Below are 18,323 nucleotides of genomic sequence, written 5' to 3'. Positions count from 1 at the left end.
GCCTCGTTTGAACGCCTGCGGGAGGGGATGGCAGTGCGCCATCCAGAATACCCAGTCATGAGGCGCTCGCCGATTGACAGTTTCCCGACGAATCGCTAGGGGCACAGCCATCCCGGACACGCTGGTGAGCGGCAGTGCATGGCACTGGCCGTCTTTTTTGCGTCTCGGGGTCTATCGAATCGGCCGCAGTCCTTCTAGGGCTCGGCCCGGACGCTTTGAGATGGGGTGGCGCCAACCGCCCCGTGGAGCAGGAGTACAGATTACCATGGCACGTATTGCGGGTGTCAACATCCCGACCAACAAGCGCGTGATCATCGCGCTCACCTACATCCACGGCATCGGCCGTCACACCGCGGTTGCGATCGCCGACAAGCTGGGCATCGACCACAGCCGTCGCGTTCAGGACCTGTCGGATGCCGAAGTCCTGCAGATCCGTGAAGCCATCGACGCCGATCACACGGTGGAAGGCGACCTGCGCCGCGAAACCGCGATGAACATCAAGCGCCTGATGGACCTCGCCTGCTATCGCGGCCTGCGTCACCGCAAGGGCTTGCCGGTTCGCGGCCAGCGCACGCACACCAATGCGCGCACCCGCAAGGGCAAGGCCAAGCCGATTGCCGGCAAGAAGAAGTAATCGTTGAGGGCCAGCCTTTTGGCATGGTCCTCCGGTCACTTCCGCTTTCAACGATTTCAGTAGGATAGAGCAACATGGCACGCGAACCACAGCGCATTAAGCGGCGCGAGCGCAAGAACATCTCGGCCGGCGTCGCGCACGTCAACGCCAGCTTCAACAACACGATGGTCACGATCACCGACGCCCAGGGCAATGCGATCAGCTGGTCCTCGGCCGGCATGATGGGCTTCAAGGGCAGCCGTAAGTCGACCCCGTACGCCGCGCAGGTTTGCGCCGAAGACGCGGGCCGCAAGGCCGCCGAACATGGCGTGCGCACCCTGGAAGTCGAAGTGAAGGGTCCGGGCTCGGGCCGTGAATCGGCTCTGCGCGCCCTGCAGGCCGTCGGCTTCCACATCACATCGATCCGCGACGTGACGCCGATCCCGCACAATGGCGTGCGTCCTTCCAAGCGCCGCCGCGTCTAACCGCCGGGCTTGCGTTTTCCGGGCGGCGGACGCGCCGCCCGTTTAACCCATTTACATCGCCGGGCGGTCCTGTCGGGTTCAGGATTTCAAACGTTCCGGCCTCATCCCCAGGGGAAATACATGACTGTCAACATGAAGAACTGGCAGGAATTGAAGAAGCCCAACAGCCTTGAGATCAAGGCGGCGGGCGACGGCAGGCGCAAGGCGACCTTCGTTGCCGAGCCGCTGGAGCGCGGTTTCGGCCTGACGCTCGGCAACGCGCTGCGCCGGGTTCTTCTGTCCTCGCTCCAGGGCGCGGCGGTCACCTCGATCAAGATCGAGAACGTGCTCCACGAATTCTCGTCGCTGGCCGGCGTGCGTGAAGATGTGACGGACATCGTCCTCAACATCAAGCAGGTCGCGCTGAAGATGGAAGGCGATGGCCCTCGCCGTCTCCAGCTGTCCGCGACCGGCCCCGCCGAAGTGCGCGCGGGCGACATCACCACCGTCGGCGACATCGAAGTGATGAACCCCGACCTGGTGATCTGCCACCTGGACCAGGGCGCGACGCTGAACATGGAACTGACCGCCGACGTCGGCAAGGGCTATGTCCCCGCCGTCGCCAACCGTCCGGCCGATGCGCCGATCGGCCTGATCCCGATCGACGCGCTCTATTCGCCAGTTCGCCAGGTCGCCTACAAGGTGGACAATACCCGCGTCGGCCAGGAACTGGACTATGACAAGCTGTCGCTGACCGTCGAAACCGACGGCACCGTCACGCCGGAAGACGCAGTGGCCTATGCCGCCCGCATCCTGCAGGACCAGTTGCAGCTGTTCGTCCACTTCGAAGACGCCCTGCCCGTCGCCGCTCCGGCTGCTGGCGCTGCTGCTTCGGCTGCCGCGGAAGGCGAGAGCGACACGAACCAGATCAACCGCTATCTTCTCAAGAAGGTGGACGAACTGGAACTGTCGGTCCGTTCGGCCAACTGCCTCAAGAACGACAACATCATCTATATCGGCGACCTGGTTCAGAAGACCGAAGCCGAGATGCTGCGCACCCCCAATTTCGGCCGCAAGTCGCTGAACGAAATCAAGGAAGTGCTGTCGTCCATGGGTCTGCGCCTGGGCATGGACATTCCCGGCTGGCCGCCGGAAAATATCGAGGAAATGGCCAAGAAGCTCGAACAGGAGCTGCTGGGTTAAATCCGACCCGTCGCCCCAGCGGATGTCGCAGGGAGTCACGTGCCTCCCTACGAGGCCTCAGGCCGCTATGGGCGACCTAGCGGCGCGAGATTCCAGCTTCCGCTGGGATGACGAAAATGGGCTGGTGGGCGGTGGCCCTTAACACCGCCTGGTCTGGGCTACCTCATACGGGCCCTTAACGAACGGAAGGAAAGACTTATGCGTCACAAGGTTGGTCATCGTAAGCTGCAGCGCAGCGCCGGGCATCGCAACGCGCTGCTCCGCAACCTCGCCGCTTCGCTCATCAAGCATGAGCAGATCCTGACGACCACGCCCAAGGCGAAGGAACTGCGTCCCTACGTCGAAAAGCTGATCACCCTCGCCAAGAAGGGTGGCCTGTCGAACCGCCGTCTGGCCCATGCCCGTCTGCAGGACGACACGCAGCTGACGAAGCTGTTCGAGGTCCTGGCCGAGCGCTACAAGGATCGCAACGGTGGCTACACCCGCGTGATCAAGGCCGGCATTCGCGCTTCGGACGCTGCGCCGATCGCGATCATCGAACTGGTCGATCGCGACGTCGATGCCAAGGGCAAGGATTCGGGCCCGGTTCAGAACGCTGATGCGGACGAGCTGGAAGCGGCCTGATCAGAGGCAAGGGCGCGCTTCCTGAAAGCGGGCTGATGGATTGAGAAACAGGCTGCGGCTCGATGAAGCCGCGGCCTGTTTTGTTTTTTGGGGCGAGGCGAGAGGAACGATGCGCGTTCCGGCTGGCCATGAGCCGGGGACGCCGGTGGACGAGCTGATCGCGGTACAGGACGGGGGCTATGCCTTTGCCGCCCCGATATCCGCGACGAGCCGTGGGCTGCGTTCAGCCATGTGACAGCCGGGGCAGCCTAGACCAGCGGCGCATCTGGAGAGGAGCGATGGCATGAGCGGCAAGGCGGGGTGGATGAGGGGAGCGATGCTGGGCGCGGCGTTGCTGGTGAACAGCGCGGCGGTGGCCCAGTCTGGGCAGGGATCGGACTACGGATACCGACAGGCCGACGACCGCCAGCCGCAGGACGAGGGTTACGCGGACGATGACCTTGCCGAAGGCGCGCAGCGGGACAACAGGCCGTCAACGCAGCCCCGCGCGGATGATGATTTTTCCGACGTCACCGGCGAGCCGTATGAGCAGGCGCAGACTGATGCGAGAGCCGGGCGTGATGGCGATCCCTCGGCACCAACGCAGGACGCCTGGGCCGATCGGGAGCGGGAAGAGGCCACCACCGAATGCGCGGTTGCCGCGCGCGAGGAGGCAGAGCGGGACGGCGGCTTTGCGGAGGTTCGGCAAGTGCAGGAGCCGCGGGAAAGCCGCGACGGTTATGAGGTGGAGGGGGACATCGATGCCCGATCCAGCTGGCGCGCGACCGATGGCAAGACGCTCCACTTCACCTGCTCGGTCGAGAATGGCCGCATCGTCAAATTGAATATCCCTCGCGGGCCGTCCGCGCGATAGCGGCGTCAAAAGCTAGGGGCAGGAAGCGATCCGGTCCTGCTGCACCAGAACGACGCCATATCCCCGACGCCGAATTTTCGCGTCAGTAGATCAGGCCATCTGCCTGCTGCCCCGACGCATCTCACACGAACTTTCGAGCCTAATTCGGAAATTTCGCGCATTATGATTCCGGCGGTTCCACGCGGAGTGGGAATCGGGTAGGCGGGCCATCATGTCGTCAACCCCCGCCCCTCCCCGCACTGCTGCGATCGTCTTCATTCTGCTGACGGCGCTGCTGGATGTGATGTCGATGGGCATCGTCATCCCGGTCGTGCCCCAGCTGATCGAGGAGCTGACGGGATCGACGAATAATATCGGCTTGTGGAACGGCCTGCTGGTCGCGCTGTGGGCGGTGATGCAGTTCCTGTGTTCGCCCATCATCGGGTCGCTGTCCGATCGGTTCGGACGGCGGCCGGTGATCCTGATTTCGGTGGCGGGGCTGGCGCTGGATTTCCTGCTGATGGCGCTCGCGCCCAATCTGTGGTGGCTGGCGCTGGGGCGCATCCTGGCGGGCGTAACTTCGTCGAGCTTCACCTCCACATTCGCCTACATGGCCGACATCATGCCCCCGGAAAGAAGGGCGCGCGGCTATGGCCTGATCGGCGCGGCGTTCAGCGGCGGGTTCGTCGCCGGGCCGCTGCTGGGCGGCATGCTGGGCGAAATTTCGGTGCGGGCGCCATTCTGGGCAGCGGCGGGTTTTTCCGCCCTCGCCTTCCTCTATGGCCTGATCGTCTTGCCCGAGTCGCTGGCGCCTGAGAAGCGGATGGCCTTTTCGTGGAAGCGGGCCAATCCCTTCGGCGCGTTGAGGCTGCTGCGGTCGCATCCCGAGCTGTCGAGCCTCGCCACGGTCAACTTCCTGCTGCATTTTGCGCATCACCTGTTTTCAGCGGTGTTCGTGCTCTATGCGGGCGATCGCTATGGATGGGGCCCATGGCAGGTCGGCACGTTGTTCGCGCTGGTCGGCGCACTGGACATGAGCGTACAGGGGCTGCTCGTCGGCCCGGTGACGAAGCGATTGGGCGATCGGCGGACGATGGTGATCGGCCTTGCCTTTGGCGCGCTGGGCCTGGCGGTGATGGGCCTCGCGCCGACCGAAGAGCTATTCATCGCGGCCGTATTCCCCAGCGCTTTCTGGGGTTTGGCGATGCCAACCATCCAGTCGCTGATGACGCAGCGCGTGTCCGAGTCCGAACAGGGGCAGTTGCAGGGCGCGAACAACAGTGTGGGATCAATCGCTGGGGTCCTCTCCCCGATCTTCTTCGGCGCGATCTATTCCATATCGGTGGGTGAGCGGCCGGTGCTGCCCTTCATCGGCAGCGCCTTCCTCATCGCGGCGGCGGTGTTGGGCGGCGCGGCGCTGCTTGGCTGGGCGGCGGGACGGGCGCAGGCCGTGCCTTCGCTGGACAAGAGGAGCCAAGCGCACTAACCGCGCGGCATCCCATTTCCTCCGGTTTGCAAAGGCGATTCGATGACGCTGCCCCTTCAGGATTCCATCCTTATCGTGGATTTCGGCAGCCAGGTGACGCAGCTGATCGCGCGCCGCGTGCGCGAGGCGGGCGTCTATTCCGAGATCGCGCCGTTCAACAGCGCCGATGAGGCTTTCAAGCGGATGCAGCCCAAGGGCATCATCCTGTCGGGCGGACCGTCTTCGGTGATGTGGGAAGACAGCCCGCGCGCGCCGCAGTCCTTCTTCGACGCGGGCATCCCGATCCTGGGCATCTGCTATGGCCAGCAGACGATGATGCAGCAGATGGGCGGCAATGTCGAAGGCGGCGAAAGCGGCGAGTTCGGCCGCGCCTTCATCGAGATCAAGAAGCGCTGCGCCCTGTTCGACGGCCTGTGGGCCGAAGGCGAACGGCATCAGGTGTGGATGAGCCATGGCGACAAGGTGACGAGCCTTGCCCCCGGTTTCGAAGTGGTGGCAGTGAGCGAAGGCGCGCCCTTCGCCATGACGGCCAATGAGGAAAAGCGTTTCTACGCTACCCAATTCCATCCCGAAGTCGTGCATACGCCCGACGGCGGCAAGCTGATCGCCAATTTCGCGCGCCATGTCTGCGGCCTGAAGGGCGATTGGACCATGGCCGAGTTCCGCGCGACCAAGATCGCCGAGATCCGCGAGCAGGTGGGTGATGGCAAGGTAATCTGCGGCCTTTCCGGCGGCGTCGATAGTGCCGTCGCGGCCGTGCTGATCCATGAGGCGATCGGCGACCAGCTGACCTGCGTCTTCGTGGACCATGGCCTGATGCGCAGCGGTGAAGCCGAGCAGGTGGTGAGCCTGTTCCGGGGCAGCTACAATATCCCGCTCGTCCATGTGAATGCCGAGACGCTGTTCATGAAGGGCCTGGAGGGCGTCACCGACCCGGAAGCCAAGCGCAAGTTCATCGGCAAGACCTTCATCGACGTGTTCGAGGATGAGGCGAAGAAGATCGGCGGCGCGGCTTTCCTGGCGCAGGGGACGCTTTACCCTGACGTCATCGAGAGCGTGAGCTTCACCGGCGGCCCTTCGGTGACGATCAAGAGCCACCATAATGTCGGCGGCCTGCCCGAGCGCATGAACATGAAGCTGGTCGAGCCGCTGCGCGAGCTGTTCAAGGACGAAGTGCGGGTTCTGGGCCGTGAGCTGGGCCTGCCCGAGGTGTTCGTGGGGCGTCATCCCTTCCCGGGGCCCGGCCTTGCGATCCGCATTCCGGGCGAGGTGAACAAGGAACGCTGCGACATTCTGCGCAAGGCGGACCTCATCTATCTGGAGGAAATCCGCAACGCCGGGCTGTACGACGCGATCTGGCAGGCCTTTGCCGTGCTGCTGCCGGTGCGCACGGTCGGCGTGATGGGCGACCATCGCACCTATGACAGCGTCTGCGCGCTGCGGGCGGTGACATCGACCGATGGCATGACGGCGGACATCTACCCGTTCGACGCCTCCTTCCTCAGCCGCGTGGCGACGCGGATCATCAATGAGGTCAAGGGCATCAACCGCGTGGTTTACGACTATACCTCGAAGCCGCCGGGCACGATCGAGTGGGAATAAACCGGATTAAGTGACCGTCCGGGGGACGGTCATCCGGTTTATTCGGCGGCGTAAGGTGCCGTGGGGGAGAGCTAGCCTCTCCCGAGTGGCGTTCGCTACTTCCGCTCTTCCGCTTGACGAAGTGGAGGGCTTCGACAAGCTCAGCCCGAACGGGGTTAGATGAGTTGACGTTTTCCAGCGCGCTATACTCCGGCAGTTGCGCGCGATAGTCTCGCGCCATGACCAGCGCGCCTCTGGGCCATCCCGTCTATCGGGACATGCCCGCCACCATCTTCGAGAAAATGTCCGCCCGCGCGCGGGAGACGGGTGCGATCAACCTCGGCCAGGGCTTTCCCGACGCGCAAGGGCCCGAGGACATATTGCGCGCGGCCGCAGACGCCTTGATGACCCGGTCCAACCAATATCCGCCAAGTGGCGGCTTGCCGGAATTGCGGGCGGCGGTGGCGGCGCATTATGGGCGGCATCAGGGGCTGGCGCTTGAGCCCGAAGCGGTGATCGTCACTTCCGGCGCGACCGAAGCGATCGCGGCCAGCCTGTTCGCGCTGGTGCAGCCGGGCAACGAGGTGCTGCTGCTCGCGCCGCTTTATGACGCCTATCTGCCGCTGGTGGAGCGCGCTGGTGGGATCGCGCGAGTGATCAGGCTGACGCCGCCCGACTGGCGGGTGACGCAAGAGGCGCTGGAGGCAGCGGTCGGACCGCGCACTCGCCTGCTGATTCTCAACAATCCGCTCAATCCCAGCGGCAGCATCATGGATGAGGCCGAGCTGGCGATGCTGGCAGCCTTCTGCGTCGAACATGACCTGATCGCCATTTGCGACGAGGTGTGGGAGCATGTGACCTTCGACGGCCGCACCCATCAGCCGCTGATGCGCTTCCCCGGCATGGCGGAGCGGACGGTGAAGATCGGATCGGCAGGCAAGATATTCTCGCTCACCGGCTGGAAGATCGGCTGGATGTGCGCGGCGCCGCCCGTGGCGCGGTTGTTGGGGCGGGCGCATCAGTTCCTGGCCTTTACCAGCGCGCCGAGCCTGCAATGGGCGGTGGCGGAAGGGCTGGCGAAACCCGATGACTGGTTTGCGGCCATGCGGGCGGGCTATCAGGCTTCGCGCGACCGGCTGGTCGATGGCTTGCGCGCGGGCGGCTATGATGTGCAGCGGAGCGCCGCGACATGGTTCGTCACGCTCGATCTTCGCGGGTCGGGCATCGCGTTGGACGATGTGGCGTTTTGCGAGCGGATCATCGGCGAAGCGGGGGTGGCGGCGATCCCGATTTCCGCCTTCTATCCCGATACGGCGGTCAAGCATCTGGTCCGGCTGTGCTTTTCCAAGAGCGATGCGGTGATCGACGAGGCGGTGGCGCGCCTTTGCCACCTTCGCGACGCGGTGAGGTAACTAGCTCTTGCGGCCTGATGGCCAGGCGGCTAGGTTCACCTTTCGTTCCACAGGGGGATCTTCATGGACAGCCTAGCCATCATTCTCAGTCTGGCCGCCCTGGTCGCGGGGCTGGGGCTCGGCTGGCTGTTTCGCGGCAAGGCGCTGGCGCCTTTGGCGGCGGAGAAGGCAGAGCTGACGTCGCGGCTGACCCAGGCGGAGGCGCAGCGCAACAGCGCCTTGCAAGAGCTGGTTGTGGCGCAGGACCGGGCCGCGCAGGCAGGGGTGCTGGCGCAGCGGCTGGAGGATGAGCGGGCGGCGCGGGGACTTGCCGAGCGGGAGCTCGCGGCGCTGCGATCCGAGGCGCAGGCGCGGGCGGAAGCTTTCGAGGCGCAGATCGTGGCGCTGAAGGATGCGAAGGAGCAGTTGTCGGCGCAGTTCAGCGAGATCGGCGGCAAGCTGCTGCATCAGGCGCAGAGCCATTTCCTGGAGCGCGCCGACCAGCGGCTGGCGCAGGCGCATGAGAAGAGCGAGGCGCAGCTCAAGCAATTGCTGCATCCGGTCAACGAGACGATCCAGCGCTACGACCAGAAGATCAGCCAGATCGAGCAGCAGCGCACCGAAGCCTATGGCATATTGCGCGGCGAGATCGAGTCGATGAAGTCGGGCCAGGAAGCCGTGCGCGCCGAAGCGCAGCGGCTGGTCGATTCGCTGCGCCATGCCCCCAAGGCGCGCGGCCGCTGGGGCGAGCAGCAGTTGCGCAACGTGCTGGAGACGTGCGGGCTTTCGGAACATGTCGACTTCCGCACCGAAGTCAGCGTCGAGGGCGAGGATGGGCGGCTGCGGCCCGACGCGATCCTGCGCGTGCCGGGCGGGCGGGCGCTGGTGATCGACGCCAAGGTGTCCTTGAATGCCTATCAGGACGCTTATGGCGTAGAGGGCGAGGATGAGCGCAAGCGGCTGCTGTCCGCTCACGCTGCCGCGATGCGCGCGCATGTCGAGACGCTGGGGCGGAAAAGCTATGCCGACCAGTTCGACGATGCGCCCGACTACGTGATCATGTTCGTGCCGGGCGAGCATTTCCTTTCCGCCGCTCTGGAGCATGATCCGCAGCTGTGGGACCACGCCTTTGGCAAGCGCGTGCTGCTGGCGACGCCCACCAACCTCATCGCCATCGCCCGCACCGTCGCGGCAGTGTGGCGGCAGGAGAAGATGGCGGACGAAGCCAAGCGGATCGGCGCGCTCGGCAAGGAATTGTACGAGCGGCTGGCGGGCGCGGCCGGATCGCTCAAGAAGCTCGGCAATCGGCTGACGGGGGCGGTGAGCGACTATAATGCGTTCGTCGGCAGCTTCGAAGGCCGGGTGCTGGTGACGGGCCGCAAGCTGCGCGACCTCAATATCGAGACGGGCGGACGGGAGCTGGATGCGCTGGAACCGGTGGAAGCATTGGTGCGGGAGCCTGCCTCTCCTGAAGCGGTGCGGGCGTTGCCGGACGTGGTGGCGGACGCTGCGGAGTGAGCGTTGTAAATGCGCAGGCTCCATAAACGCCGCAGACTGATCGCGAGCGGCGGTCTGGCCCCAGCGTTTTCAAGGGAAAAAAAACACCAAGAAGTGTTGCTGATCTAAAGCACGAATTTCAAGGCCCATTTGGCCAAAACGCTCCTGCCTCGTATCCAAAAGCGTCGCGGCCATGCCCCCTTTGCACCGGTCCCGCCACTGGCATGGGGCGGGCCGCTATGGCAATAATCAGCCAAGTTTCTGGACAATGATTGACAGCGATCAAAGCCCGTTCGCCCGCCATATGCGGTGGAATGAGCCTCTAGACGCGCCCCGGAGGAGCAGAAAGTGATCATCAACCAGTCTGACGCCGCCGCCCGTGGCGGCATTAGCTCTCAAGCTTCGCTGCGTGATTATCTTGCAATCGCGCGCTTCGATCACATGACCAAGCATGTCTTCATCCTACCTGGCATCATTCTGGCCTATGCTGTCCACAGCAGCGCGGCGCAATTTTCCATGACCCGGCTGCTACTCGGCTTTGCAAGCGCCATCCTGATCGCATCGGCGAATTATGTGATCAACGAATGGCTGGACCGGGAATTCGACGCCTACCATCCAACCAAGTCGCAGCGCACCGCGGTCCATCAGGCGCTGTCGCCAACGCTGGTCTACGCCGAATATTTTGCCTTGCTCCTGCTCGGCCTGTTTCTCGGATATCAATTGGGGCACCTGTTCTTCATCGCCTCGATCGCGTTCGGGCTTTCAGGCATTAGCTATAATGTCGAGCCGATCCGGACCAAGGACAAGGTCTATCTTGACGTTATCAGCGAGTCCGTGAACAATCCCATCCGGCTGGTGCTTGGCTGGGCCATGGTGGATCCCACTGCCCTGCCCCCCGCCAGCCTTTTCATTGCCTATTGGGCAGGGGGCGCTTTCCTGATGGGCGCCAAGAGACTCAACGAGTATCGTGATGTCGTGGCGGGCCAGGGCGTCGAAATGTTGCATAGGTACCGCAAGTCATTCCGGAGCTATTCGAGCGAAACGCTCACCGTATCCTGCTTGCTCTACGCCATGCTTTCCGCGTTCTTCATCGCGGTCTTCCTGATCAAATATCGCTTGGAATATATCGTCGCCTTCCCCTTCATCGGCGGATTGTTCGCGATCTATATGTGGCTGGCACTGCGGCAGGGATCGGTTGCGCAGCGGCCTGAACGGCTGTTTCGGTCGCGGCGCCTGCTGGCAGCGACTGGCCTGGCGGTGTTGTCGGTCGTGGCGGCTACCTTGATCGACCTGCCTTGGCTGAGCGCGCTGTCGCAGCCCTATCTCATCAAGGTCGGCTGAGCGGGCAGGGCAAGGCAATGGCGGCACAGATGTCCACTCCGCTGGATTGGAGCGCGATCGACCTCGTGATCTTTGACATGGATGGCACGCTTTACGATCAAAAGCGCCTTCGCGCGCGGATGCTGGCCGCCCTGCTGCGTGATGCCGTCACCCGGCGCAGCCTGGACACTCTGCTGACGCTCCGTTCATTCCGCCGCTGCCGCGAGGCGCTAGCCGATGGATCTGCCCAGGATTTCTTGACAGCCCAATATGATATTCCGGCATCGCAGCGCGGCTGCACGGCTGATGCGGTTCGCAGGCTGGTAGTGGAATGGATGGAGGAGCGGCCACTCTATATGCTTGCGGCTTGCCGCCGATCGGGAATCCAACAACTCTTTGATGCGCTCAAGCGGGAGGGCAAGCAGGTCGCAATCTTCTCGGATTATCCTGCGGCTGCAAAGCTCGCGGCCTTGGGCCTGCGCGCCGACTTTATCGTGGCTGCCACCGACCCGGATGTGGGCCGACCCAAGCCCGATCCGGCTGGTCTTAACAAGCTGCTGCGCTTGTCCGGCGTTTCCGCCGATCGCGCGGTGCTGATCGGCGACCGCGTGGAACGGGATTGGGCAGTGGCCGCGCGTCTTAACATGCGCGCGTTGATCCTGTCCCGAGGAGGAGGATCGGGAGAAGTCGAGCGCTTCACCTCTTTCAGCGACGCGCTGTTTCAGCCGCTGCTAGCAAAGATAGCGTAAGGCTTCGGGCCGATATCCGCCAGCAATAGGATCAAGGATCAAAGGCGCGTCGCCTGTTCCAGTTTGCCGGAAAGCTGTTCCTCTTGGCGCGTGGGGGAAGCGGACAACCCAATCAGCACCACGCCGAAGACAATGGAGGCGACGCCGACAAGCTTGGTGGCGGAGATTGGCTCTCCCAAAATGAAGTAGCTAGACGCAACGGTGATGACGAGGCCCAGCCCGATGAAAGGGTAGGCGGTGGAAAGATCGACACGGGCCAGCACCAGCAACCACACTACGGCGCTCAGCACGAAGCAGCCAAGGCCAAGGATGATCAGTGGCGAGGTTCCGATCACGATAGCTGCGCGGATGATCGACTGATGCGGTTGGGCGAGAACGCCTTGCACCGACGCACTGGACATGCCGATTTTCAGTATCAACTGCGCTGCCGCTGAAAGAAGGACGCTTGCAAGAACCAGTCCCAGGAGCATCGCCTTTGCCATGAATCGCCTATCCTTTTACCGCTTCAAATTGCCAATACCGCTGCGCCCCGCCCGATCGCGCGACATGCCCTAGCTCACGCCCCGCGAATTTTCGGGGAAGGCGCGATCGGAGCGGCGGGTCTCGTCCAGTTTTGCACGGGATCGACCGGGCCGGCCGGAGCAGCGCCCACGGCAGACCGCGCCATGCTTTCGACAGCGCCAATCAGGAAGAGAGGCATGGAGAACATCACGATCCGGCCGACATTGAATTGAACGTCGATCGCCAGGGTGAACAGAAACAGCGCGATTATGATGCCTAGATCACAACCGTAGACCAGGGGATCGCGAGTCTGCCTGACGGCGGTCCACCACAAGATGATCACGATAATCACGGGCCAGACGTTCTGATACGCGCCCTTGGCACCTAAAAGGTTACCGATCGAGTTGATCACTGAAGGAAGATAGGTGGTCGGGTCCCGCTGATTGTCGAGGCCTGGAATCGCGAGCGTCAGGACCGTCGCTGCATAGGCCGCAAGCGCGAAGGCGGCAAAGCCCCACATGATGAGGTAGGACTTGCGATGCTCGACGAGGAACAGCATCCGGAGCCCGGTTGCGAAGAAGGCAATCAGTGCCACCTTTTCGTTGACGATCGTTCCGAGAAGCACAGCGGCGGCGAAGATGGCAATCCGGCGCTCAATCATCGCGATAGCTGCGACCACGAGCGGGAGCGTCGCTATGCCATCGGTGGACCCCATGCCGAGATATCGGGTGAGCAACAGGAAGATGAGAGTGGCCGAAAACGCCCAAGCTGAAGAAACATTACGCCAGAAAGCGAGATAAAGCCCAACGATGCAGGCGGACAGCGCGGCATATGCGGCGTTCGCAGCACACATAGCCTGTAATGCCCTGACATATTCCGGTTGCATCACCACAGGCGCGTGCAGAATGCCCTGCCCGGAAAACAGAACGACCGGCAAATGGTAGAAGGGTGTCGCCAAGACAATCGCGCCGAACCGATATGCGTGGGGGCTGACAGGAACCTTCCCGCCCGGCTCACCTAGCATCCACAAAAGATAGGGTGAGTAGTCGTCAAACGACATGGTGCTGTAAAAAACGGTTCTGTAAATTTCGAAGAACATGGGCAGCACTAGCGCCGCGAGGATTGTGACCATGAAGAGCGGGGCGATATGATTTCCGCGTATCATCGGGTGCATTTTCGAGGAAATCCCCCTTCCCTATTCTTCGCCGCAAGAGCATCATCGGCCCGGAGAAGTTGATCGTGATAGAGCAACGTCCAACGGCGGACGCTCACGATGTTCCCTCTGGGCTTGATCAATCACGAATTCTACAGCGGCTTCGTCCAGCGAACATATGCGCTTTGGTATAAGCGCCACTCCTTAGGGGGACTGCTTTACCCCTACCGGGCAGCCCGGAATAGTCGTTCCGAATTCTGTCGCTTAGGCGATCATGCCAGTACTAAATTAGCGCGTGAGACAGGCATGATCGGGAAAGCCATGACAATCCTGCATCCTTTCCAACGGCCCTTGCGAGGGAGTGGCGAGCTGTTCATGCATGCAGGTCTTGCATCAGTTCTGGCCAGCCGTGAGCGCCCGTGCTCGAATTTGCGGCGCCTGTCGGGCTCGTTCGCAATCTTCCTGCTGATCGGACCGCTTGTCGCTGAGGCGAAGACCAAAGAGGCTTTCCCTGGTGCGGTTGGCTATGGCCGCTATTCGCAGGGTGGCCGAGGTGGAAAGATCATAGCGGTGACCAGCCTTGCCGACAGCGGACCTGGAACACTGCGCGCCTGCATCGATGCGCAGGGACCACGCACATGTATCTTCCGGGTAAGCGGCGTCATCCGTTGGACAACCGAGCGTCCGATAATCCGCAATCCCTATATCACCATCGCGGGACAAACAGCGCCAGGCGGGGGAGTCCTGATCACGCATGCTGGCGGTCCATATGGCCTGACTCCAGTCGTCGCGAAGAAAACGCATGATGTCGTCATCCGGCATATCAGGGTGCGGCTGGACAATCGGGGGGACACGCGCGCGTCCGACAGCGGAATCATCTTCGAAAAAAGCAGCAACGTTATCATCGACCATGTCAGCGTTTCATGGGCGGAAGATGAGACGATCGGGGGTCAGGGACAGAATGACAACATAACGATATCCAACTCCATCCTGGCGGAGGGCTTACGCAAGCATGACAAGTGCGCGCTTCTGAGCAGTGATCCTACATCAAGCCAGAATTTGACGTTCACCGGCAATATCTGCGCTCATAATGGGGACAGGAACCCTGACGTCAATTTCTTTCCCGGTTCCTGCGTCGATGTCGTGAACAACCTTATCTACAACGCGAGGTCTGATTTCGTAGAGGTCTGGGAACAGCATGGCGGCAGTCCGGTCAACATAGTCGGGAATTACTTCAAGTCCGGCCCCAACATGCAGCCTGGCCGATATATCATCGTTCGCCAGTCGGTGGCGTCCACCGGCCGGGCGCGGATATACGAGGCTGGCAACCATATCGAGGGCATGATTGAGCGCGAACCCCCTCCTTATCTTCGCGAGGCGCTGGTACAGACCCCGACCTGCCCTATCGGCACGCCGGTTATCGATGCGAAGCAAGCCTATGAGCGGGCTCTGACGACAGCGGGCGCGTTTCCCCGCGACGCGGTGGATAACCGAATCGTAAAGGAGGTGAGGAAGGGAAGCGGGAAAATCCGCAAGGTTGCCGGGACCCTTCCCGACATTGCCGAGGGTAAGCCTTATGCAGATTCCGACGGAGACGGCATGTCCGACCAGTGGGAAAAGGCCAATGGCACCAACCCTGGCAGAAATGATGCCTGGGAAGATGCAGATCGCGACGGATGGGCCAACTTCGACGAGTTCTTGGACTATGCGCATCATCAGGTGGTGAAAGGTTCGACCCTTGCTGCTGCCGATGAGAGCCGGATTGAGCCAAGGACGATTACGGCATGGGCGGTGGCTCTGACTATCGCGGCCGTTGCTGGCCTCCGGAGCCTCTTCAAAGCGGTCATGGCTTGATGGTGCAGGGACCCGCCTCCCATGCGATTGGAGCGCCCAGCCTTGGAGTGTTGAAGCCTACCTTCCCATAGCTGGGGCTTCACTCCGACCCGTTTCCGAACTCCGCGACATTGCATCCGCCACCAATCTCCCCTAAGTGCACCCCGTCATCTGGGGAGTAGCCAGCCGTTCGCCTCGGTCGAACGGGCCGCCTGTCAACATATTTGGCCGAGAGGCCGTGGCATGCGGGATGCGGAGCGTCGGGGCGAAAGCCTGCGCAGCCGTATCGGGCGAGACCAATGGCATCGGCTCTTCCCTGTCCGGCCGGGCGGGAGGAGGCGGTGGCATTGCGTCTTCAACCCTTCGCCCGGCCCCGGATATGCACATGATGGACGCTCTTTTCACCTCCACTGCCCTGGTCGCGCTTGCCGAGATGGGCGACAAGACGCAATTGCTGGCCATGCTGCTCGCCACCCGCTTTCGAAGGCCGGTGCCGATCATCATGGGCATATTGTTCGCTACCATGGCCAATCATTTCCTGGCGGCGCTGGTCGGCCATTCGATCGCGGGGGTGCTGACGCAGCCCTGGTTCCGTTATGCCGTGGCGACGAGCTTCATCGCGATGGCGGCATGGACGCTGATCCCCGACAAGATCGATGAGGATCAGCCGCTGAAGGCACCGTCGAAGGCGGGCGTGTTCGTGACGACGCTGGTCGCCTTCTTCCTCGTAGAGATGGGCGACAAGACGCAGGTCGCGACGGTGGCGCTGGGCGCTAGGTTCGACGATGTCCTGGCGGTGACGGCGGGCACGACGCTGGGCATGATGATCGCCAATGTCCCGGCCGTCCTGTTCGGCGAGGCCCTGGCGCAGAAGGTGCCGATGCGCGCCTTGCAGATCTGCGCGGCGCTGCTGTTCCTCGCCCTTGGCCTGTGGATGATCGCGGGCCTGCAGGGGTGGATCGGCTAAAAAAGGAACATCGGCGGGCGCCCGGCTGTTGTCAGCAGGCGGCGGCTGTTGCAAGGGGAGCTGACTCTTCCCCCAAGCAGGACAGGCATGGAACGCGTGATGAAGGACAGTCTGGTTACGGTGTTCGGCGGCGGCGGCTTCCTTGGCCGGCAGGTCGCCCAGGCCCTGATGGAGCGGGGCGCGCGCGTCCGCATCGCGCAGCGCGATCTGGCGGGGGCGCTGCGCGTGCAGCCGCTGGGCGCTCTTGGCCAGAAGCAGTTCGTGGCAGCCGACATCCGCAATGCGCAAAGCGCTGCGCGGGCGGTCGCGGGCAGCGACATCGTCATCAATCTGGTGGGCGTCCTGAGCGGCGACCTGGAAGGATCGCATCATGACGGCGCGGCCAATGTCGCGAAGGCCGCGGCGGATGCCGGAGCCCGCGCCCTGGTCCATGTGTCCGCGATCGGTGCCGATGCGCAGAGCCAGTCCGAATATGGCCGGTCCAAGGCTGCGGGCGAGGCGGCGGTCAAAGCGGCTTTTCCCAACGCGACCATCATTCGCCCGTCAATCATCTTCGGCCCGGAAGATCAGTTCCTCAACCGCTTTGCCGAGTTGATCAGCCGACTGCCTGTCGTGCCGGTGATCGGTGCGGACACGAAGTTCCAGCCCGTCTATGTCGCCGACGTCGCACAGGCGATCGCGAACGCGGCGGCCGACCCGGACCGGCATGGCGGCCAGACGTTCGAGCTGGGCGGCCCGCGCCAGATCAGCATGATGGAACTCAACCGCTGGATCGGCAAGGCGATCGGCCGGGATCGCAGCCTGGTGGCGGTGCCGCCCTCGATCGCGTCGGCGATCGCGAGCCTGGGCTGGCTGCCGGGCGCGCCGATCACGCGCGATCAATATGCGATGTTGCAGCGGGACAATGTCGTGTCGCCGGGCGCGCCGGGACTGGCGGAGCTGGGCGTGTCACCGACACCGATGGAAGCCATCGCCGACAGCTGGCTGGTCCGCTATCGCCGCCACGGGCGCTTTGCAGGACGCGTGAAGGCCTGAAATCAACACGGTGCATTCATCGCCGCGAGGCAAACTGTCGATGGGCTGACGGGATGGCGCGGCGGTGAGCGTCGCGCCCGCATTGCGCCAGCGCGGCGCATCTGCACAATAGGCGGGACCATCCTTTCGCCCTCTTCCGGGCCGATTTCCCCTATCAGTTCAAGGACCAGAGCTGCTCATGGACCATTATCTGACGGTCATCCTGCTTGGCATTGTCGAGGGATTGACCGAGTTCCTGCCGGTATCGTCCACCGGGCACCTGATCCTGGCCAGCGAGCTGCTGGGCTATGACGCCGCGACATGGGCGATGTTCAACGTCATCATTCAGCTGGGTGCGATCCTGGCGGTGGTGGTGCTTTACTGGCGGACATTCTGGGCCGTTGCGATGGGGTTGCTCCGCAAGGAACCAACGAGCTGGCGGTTCCTGCGCAATCTGCTGGTCGCGTTCCTGCCGTCCGTCGTGATCGGGCTGGCGATGCATGATTATATCGAGGTGCTGCTGGGCGCGCCGCAAGTCGTCGCCTGGGCGCTGATCATCGGCGGTGTCGCGATATTGTTGATCGAACGGATGGCGAAAGACAATCGCTTCCACGGCATTGCCGATATCCCGTTGGCTCGGGTCGTGGGCATCGGCCTTATCCAGTGCATTTCCATGATTCCGGGCGTCAGCCGGTCGGGCGCGACGATCATGGGCGCCTTGTCGCTTGGGGTGGAGCGGCGGACGGCAGCGGAGTTCAGCTTTTTCCTGGCGGTCCCGACCATGTTGGGCGCGTCGACATTGGAGCTGTTGAAAAAGGGAAGCGACATCACTTCTGCCACGGTTGGCTGGAGCAGCATCGCCTTGGGCTTCGTCGTCTCCTTCATCGTGGCACTACTGGTAATCCGTTGGTTTGTCGGCCTTGTCTCGCGCCAAGGCTTTGTGCCTTTCGCCTGGTATAGGATCATCGCTGGAACGGCAGCACTGCTATGGCTGGCGATGCGATAGGGCCGATGTGGACCAATGATGGCGTGCTCTGCACTTGTGGCTGATAGGGCGTGCTGCAAACGCCGCCATTTTAGGTAATTAAGGCTGTC

Annotated in this window: 18 protein-coding genes and 1 riboswitch; of the genes, 16 read left to right on the top strand and 2 right to left on the bottom strand. The window is 62.9% G+C overall.

The window, feature by feature from the left end; genetic code table 11:
* Positions 1-265: 265 nt before the first annotated feature.
* From rpsM to ACYU8T_RS12310, 12 genes are all read left to right on the top strand, one after another.
* On the top strand, positions 266-634 hold the full coding sequence (gene rpsM / locus ACYU8T_RS12365; RefSeq protein ID WP_097090689.1) for a 30S ribosomal protein S13: 369 nt from the start codon (positions 266-268) through the stop codon (positions 632-634).
* A 74-nt stretch (positions 635-708) separates the two neighbouring features.
* On the top strand, positions 709-1,098 hold the full coding sequence (gene rpsK / locus ACYU8T_RS12360) for a 30S ribosomal protein S11 (RefSeq protein ID WP_004208752.1): 390 nt from the start codon (positions 709-711) through the stop codon (positions 1,096-1,098).
* 120 nt (positions 1,099-1,218) lie between these two features.
* Complete coding sequence (locus ACYU8T_RS12355; protein ID WP_097090688.1) at positions 1,219-2,280, top strand: DNA-directed RNA polymerase subunit alpha; 1,062 nt, start codon at positions 1,219-1,221, stop codon at positions 2,278-2,280.
* Between the two features lie 198 nt (positions 2,281-2,478).
* Positions 2,479-2,904, top strand: coding sequence for a 50S ribosomal protein L17 (gene rplQ / locus ACYU8T_RS12350; RefSeq protein WP_097090687.1), 426 nt, complete (start codon positions 2,479-2,481; stop codon positions 2,902-2,904).
* 109 nt (positions 2,905-3,013) lie between these two features.
* Complete coding sequence (locus ACYU8T_RS12345) at positions 3,014-3,139, top strand: hypothetical protein (RefSeq protein WP_461159611.1); 126 nt, start codon at positions 3,014-3,016, stop codon at positions 3,137-3,139.
* 48 nt (positions 3,140-3,187) lie between these two features.
* The gene (locus ACYU8T_RS12340; protein ID WP_461159610.1) at positions 3,188-3,757 is read left to right on the top strand and encodes a hypothetical protein; all 570 of its coding nucleotides are present in this window, start codon (positions 3,188-3,190) and stop codon (positions 3,755-3,757) included.
* 211 nt (positions 3,758-3,968) lie between these two features.
* Positions 3,969-5,222: a TCR/Tet family MFS transporter gene (locus ACYU8T_RS12335; protein WP_461159609.1), complete on the top strand. Its 1,254-nt coding sequence runs from the start codon at positions 3,969-3,971 to the stop codon at positions 5,220-5,222.
* Positions 5,223-5,264: 42 nt separating this feature from the next.
* Entirely contained in the window at positions 5,265-6,824 is a 1,560-nt protein-coding gene (guaA, locus tag ACYU8T_RS12330) for a glutamine-hydrolyzing GMP synthase (RefSeq protein WP_097090684.1), read from the top strand.
* 218 nt (positions 6,825-7,042) lie between these two features.
* On the top strand, positions 7,043-8,215 hold the full coding sequence (locus ACYU8T_RS12325) for an aminotransferase (RefSeq protein WP_461159608.1): 1,173 nt from the start codon (positions 7,043-7,045) through the stop codon (positions 8,213-8,215).
* 63 nt (positions 8,216-8,278) lie between these two features.
* Positions 8,279-9,712, top strand: coding sequence for a DNA recombination protein RmuC (locus ACYU8T_RS12320; protein ID WP_461159607.1), 1,434 nt, complete (start codon positions 8,279-8,281; stop codon positions 9,710-9,712).
* A gap of 327 nt (positions 9,713-10,039) precedes the next feature.
* The gene (locus tag ACYU8T_RS12315; protein ID WP_461159606.1) at positions 10,040-11,032 is read left to right on the top strand and encodes a UbiA family prenyltransferase; all 993 of its coding nucleotides are present in this window, start codon (positions 10,040-10,042) and stop codon (positions 11,030-11,032) included.
* 29 nt (positions 11,033-11,061) lie between these two features.
* The gene (locus tag ACYU8T_RS12310) at positions 11,062-11,760 is read left to right on the top strand and encodes an HAD family hydrolase (protein ID WP_461159605.1); all 699 of its coding nucleotides are present in this window, start codon (positions 11,062-11,064) and stop codon (positions 11,758-11,760) included.
* 38 nt (positions 11,761-11,798) lie between these two features.
* Here the strand turns inward: ACYU8T_RS12310 and ACYU8T_RS12305 are convergent, their stop codons facing one another.
* Together ACYU8T_RS12305 and ACYU8T_RS12300 are read right to left on the bottom strand one after the other, a co-directional pair.
* Positions 11,799-12,242 carry a DMT family transporter gene (locus tag ACYU8T_RS12305; protein ID WP_461159604.1) on the bottom strand — a complete coding sequence of 148 codons (444 nt, stop codon included), beginning with the start codon at positions 12,240-12,242 and terminating at the stop codon, positions 11,799-11,801.
* 74 nt (positions 12,243-12,316) lie between these two features.
* Positions 12,317-13,435, bottom strand: coding sequence for a hypothetical protein (locus ACYU8T_RS12300; protein ID WP_461159603.1), 1,119 nt, complete (start codon positions 13,433-13,435; stop codon positions 12,317-12,319).
* Positions 13,436-13,843: 408 nt separating this feature from the next.
* Between ACYU8T_RS12300 and ACYU8T_RS12295 the strand changes: the two genes are divergently transcribed.
* From ACYU8T_RS12295 to ACYU8T_RS12280, 4 genes are all read left to right on the top strand, one after another.
* Positions 13,844-15,268, top strand: a complete 1,425-nt coding sequence (locus ACYU8T_RS12295) for a pectate lyase (RefSeq protein ID WP_461159602.1) — start codon at positions 13,844-13,846, stop codon at positions 15,266-15,268.
* 139 nt (positions 15,269-15,407) lie between these two features.
* Positions 15,408-15,535, top strand: a riboswitch (yybP-ykoY riboswitch).
* Positions 15,536-15,635: 100 nt separating this feature from the next.
* Entirely contained in the window at positions 15,636-16,214 is a 579-nt protein-coding gene (locus ACYU8T_RS12290) for a TMEM165/GDT1 family protein (RefSeq protein ID WP_461159809.1), read from the top strand.
* Between the two features lie 87 nt (positions 16,215-16,301).
* Positions 16,302-17,249, top strand: coding sequence for a complex I NDUFA9 subunit family protein (locus ACYU8T_RS12285; RefSeq protein WP_461159601.1), 948 nt, complete (start codon positions 16,302-16,304; stop codon positions 17,247-17,249).
* A gap of 178 nt (positions 17,250-17,427) precedes the next feature.
* Positions 17,428-18,234, top strand: a complete 807-nt coding sequence (locus ACYU8T_RS12280) for an undecaprenyl-diphosphate phosphatase (RefSeq protein WP_461159600.1) — start codon at positions 17,428-17,430, stop codon at positions 18,232-18,234.
* The last annotated feature ends 89 nt before the right edge of the window (positions 18,235-18,323 follow it).

This window comes from Sphingobium sp. TomMM35A, from assembly GCF_054771735.1.
The sequence above is the reverse complement of the archived record's forward strand: the minus strand, read 5'-3'. Positions and strand labels throughout refer to the sequence as shown.